Source organism: Gammaproteobacteria bacterium (genome assembly GCA_022340215.1).
Lineage (GTDB): Bacteria > Pseudomonadota > Gammaproteobacteria > JAJDOJ01 > JAJDOJ01 > JAJDOJ01.
In genome coordinates this window covers 1-3,135 of record JAJDOJ010000011.1, presented here as the reverse complement: position 1 = coordinate 3,135, position 3,135 = coordinate 1, and the positions used below count along the sequence as shown (strand labels likewise).

Genomic DNA, 3,135 nt, shown 5'->3' with positions numbered 1-3,135 from the left:
GTCGCGAAGATGCAGGAAAAGGTACCGGTGCAGACAGATCAGTTGAATATCCCAAGGTCCCAGCGCAGAAGGCCTGCGCCACCGCTGGAGGCGATAGTCGCAGAACACCCCGAGCGCAATGCCGCCATTGTTGCGGCTTATGCGACTGGCGCCTACAGCTACCAGGAGATTGCCGATCATTTCGGTTTGCACCCGGCGACGGTGGGACGGGTGATTCGCAGCCGAAAGCTATCATGCGAGACCTGACCCCCAGCCTGCAGCGATCTGTTGGTCTGCTTGATTCGGTCGACTTGCTGGCCAGCGATGCCCAGGTGGGTCGTTACGCGAGCTTGATCGCCGCACCGACCGAGGCGCAGACGAACCTGCTCGCGGAGCATAAGACGGATAAACGGCCCCCTCTGCAATTCGCGAAGCCAATCTCCCCCCCTTAGCTCCTTGGTCTACGGCAATATTTCTGCCAGATACTGACGAAATCCGTGGCCAGCGACGGTGCTTCTCCGGTCAACCTGTGCCGTTGCACCGAATTCACCCTCCCGTTCTGGCCGTCACTCCATAAGGCCGGCTGCCTCGCCCACCAGGGCAGCAGCAATCGCGAGCGGTAAGGTGAGCTCACTTGGTGTCGGCCAAACGTAAGAGATTCCTAAGCGATCAGACCACGACGCCATGAGTAACCGCCCGATGAGTCGCCCGCTACTTTCATTCCCCCGCCGCCAGTGCGACGGGATCCTGCCGGTAGTAGGCACTCAGCAACACGAACACCTCGGGATAGAAGGCCCTGATCGCCTGGGGCTGCATAAAGAAGGTCTCGCTCAGGACCGCAAAGAACTCGCCCGGGGATTCGCCGGCATATGCGTCGCAGGGGAGAGCCACGCCGGCATCCAGCCGCATGTTGAAGTCCTCGAAGGCGGCGGTGAAAACCTCCGTCCATCGTTTCCGGTTCATGTCGCGATGCAGCGGCGGCATGCCGTTGGCCGATCCGTTGAGCTGGTCCAGCTTGTGGGCGAACTCGTGGATCACCACATTGCTGCCACCCCACGGGTCGCCCGCCCCCTCCAGGGTGTGTTCCCAGGAAAGGATGACCGGGCCACGGTCCCAGGACTCACCGACCAGCGATCGCGTGGACTTGTGGACCACCCCGGCCTCGTCGACGGTCTCGAACGGAACGTGGAACTCGCCGGGATATACGACCACCGCATACCAGGCGCGATACAGATCGAGGCCGAGATTGAGTATCGGTATACAGGCCTGCGTGGCGATGAACCACTGCATGGGGGGGGTGACCTCCAGCCCCCCCGCCCCTTCGACGGTCTTGTCGGTGAGAAACCGCCCGGCAAGACGCCGCAGCCGTTCGCGGTCGGGAACCGGATACCGGGCGAGCGGAGTGAGCGCGGACGAAAGGGCCGACCAGGCCTCGTCCGGGATGCCGGAGACCCGGCCGCGATATCCGAACAGTCGGCCGATCATGGCGGAGGTTCAGGCAGCACTGGCGAGGAAGATCGCCCGAACCGGCGCCGGGTGGCCCTCGACCGTCCGCGTCGGGTCGTCCGGATCCAGGGCCTCGGCCAGCGACTCGAAGGGCATCCAGCTGGTTCGCCGTTGCTCCGATTTCCCGGTCGGCGTCACGTCGATGCAGCGGACCCCGGTGAAGCGGCAGCGACGCAGCCACATCGACACCGTACCGGGTGAGGGGATCATCCAGACGTTTCGCATTCGTGCGTATCGACCCTCGGGCACCAGCGCATAGCCCGCCTCTGCCTCGACGATCAGCGTCTCGAGGACCAGTTGCCCACCACGCTCGAGCTGACCGCGTAGTTTCAGCAGGTGATCCAGCGGGGAGCGCCGGTGATAGAGGACACCCATGGAAAAAACCGTAGCGAATGCCCCCTCCGCCGGCAGGTCCTCAAGGCCCAGCGGCAGGACGGCGACATCGGGTAACGAGGCGAAGCGCTGCAGGGCATGGAACTGCAGGACGTAGAGCGGCGAGGGATCGATCCCCGTCACCTGGACGGCATCCTCCGCGGCCATGCGGAAGACGTGATACCCGCTACCGCAGCCGACGTCGAGGACGCGCCGCCCGGCAAGGGGTTCGATATGCGCGCCGAGCCGGTCCCACTTCATGTCAGAACGCCACTCCGTCTCGATGCGGATCCCGAAGACCTCGAACGGCCCCTTGCGCCAGGGCCCCAGGGCGCGCAGACCCCGTTCGATCCGTCCGCGCGTTTCCCCGTCCACGTCGCCGGGGGCGCCGATGGTCACCGTCCCCGCATCCAGGATCAAGCGCGACGGACTCACCGCGGGCAATCCCCGCAGGACGTCCAGCCATTCGGTCATGCGCCCGTGGGCCCGGGGATCCAGCGCCGCGGTAATCCGGTCCGCTACGGCCCCTTCCCAGCTCGGCATCGGGGGCGTGAACGCCAGGCGTCCCGCTGGCACCGGTCCACCGACCGTCACGGCTTCACCGCCAGCAGGGAAACGAAGTTCAGGCACCGGAACCATTCGTAGACCTCGTCAAATCCGGCCTCCCTCAGGCGGTGGACATGCGCCTCCCGTGTGTCGGGGAGCAGGACCCTTTCCAGCGCGGCGCGTTTCTGGCCGATCTCCAGCTCACTGTATCCGTTCGCCCGCTTGACCGCCTCGTGCAGCGAGGCGTGCAATCTACCCTCCACCGGGTCCTCGAACGCCTGTTTTTCAGTCAACACCAGGGCGCCACCGGGCACGAGGCCGTCGAATACCCCCTGAAGCAGGCCCTGACGGGCCCCTGGTGGGAGGAACTGCAACGAGAGGTTGATGATCACCAGCGAAGCGTTGTCGATGCGGACATGTCGCATGTCGGCACAGACCACGTCGACCGGCGGTCCACCGGGCCCACGATTCGCCATGACCCGGCAACGGCGGGTCATGGCTTCGGCACTGTCCACGGCAACGATGCGCGTACCCGGATGGCGCACGCGGCGCCGCACGGAAACCGACGCGGCGCCCAGTGAGCAACCGAGATCGTAGATGTTCGTTCCGGCGAGGACATAGCGTTCGGCCAGCACACCGAGCAGCCCGTTCAGGGTCTCGTATCCAGGGACCGAACGACGAATCATGTCCGGGAAGACGCGCGCGACCTCCTCGTCGAAGGAAAATTCGACG

Annotated in this window: 4 protein-coding genes; 1 reads left to right on the top strand and 3 read right to left on the bottom strand. The window is 65.1% G+C overall.

The features are described from left to right. The coding region (locus LJE91_00795) for an addiction module toxin RelE (protein ID MCG6867299.1) at positions 1-246 on the top strand (246 nt) is incomplete at its 5' end. 450 nt (positions 247-696) lie between these two features. Here LJE91_00795 and LJE91_00790 read toward each other — a convergent pair. The 3 genes from LJE91_00790 to cmoA all read right to left on the bottom strand — a co-directional run. Continuing rightward, positions 697-1,464, bottom strand: coding sequence for a zinc-dependent peptidase (locus tag LJE91_00790; GenBank protein ID MCG6867298.1), 768 nt, complete (start codon positions 1,462-1,464; stop codon positions 697-699). Positions 1,465-1,473: 9 nt separating this feature from the next. Beyond that, the gene (gene cmoB, locus LJE91_00785) at positions 1,474-2,496 is read right to left on the bottom strand and encodes a tRNA 5-methoxyuridine(34)/uridine 5-oxyacetic acid(34) synthase CmoB (GenBank protein MCG6867297.1); all 1,023 of its coding nucleotides are present in this window, start codon (positions 2,494-2,496) and stop codon (positions 1,474-1,476) included. After that, positions 2,448-3,135 (bottom strand): carboxy-S-adenosyl-L-methionine synthase CmoA (gene cmoA, locus LJE91_00780; protein MCG6867296.1); only part of this gene is annotated, 688 nt, incomplete at its 5' end. The genes cmoB and cmoA, both read right to left, overlap by 49 nt.

Coding starts and splice junctions, on each gene's coding strand:
- cmoB (MCG6867297.1), bottom strand. CDS start 2,496: ATGGTTCCGGTGCCTGAACTTCGTTTCCCTGCTGGCGGTGAAGCCGTG.
- LJE91_00790 (MCG6867298.1), bottom strand. CDS start 1,464: ATGATCGGCCGACTGTTCGGATATCGCGGCCGGGTCTCCGGCATCCCG.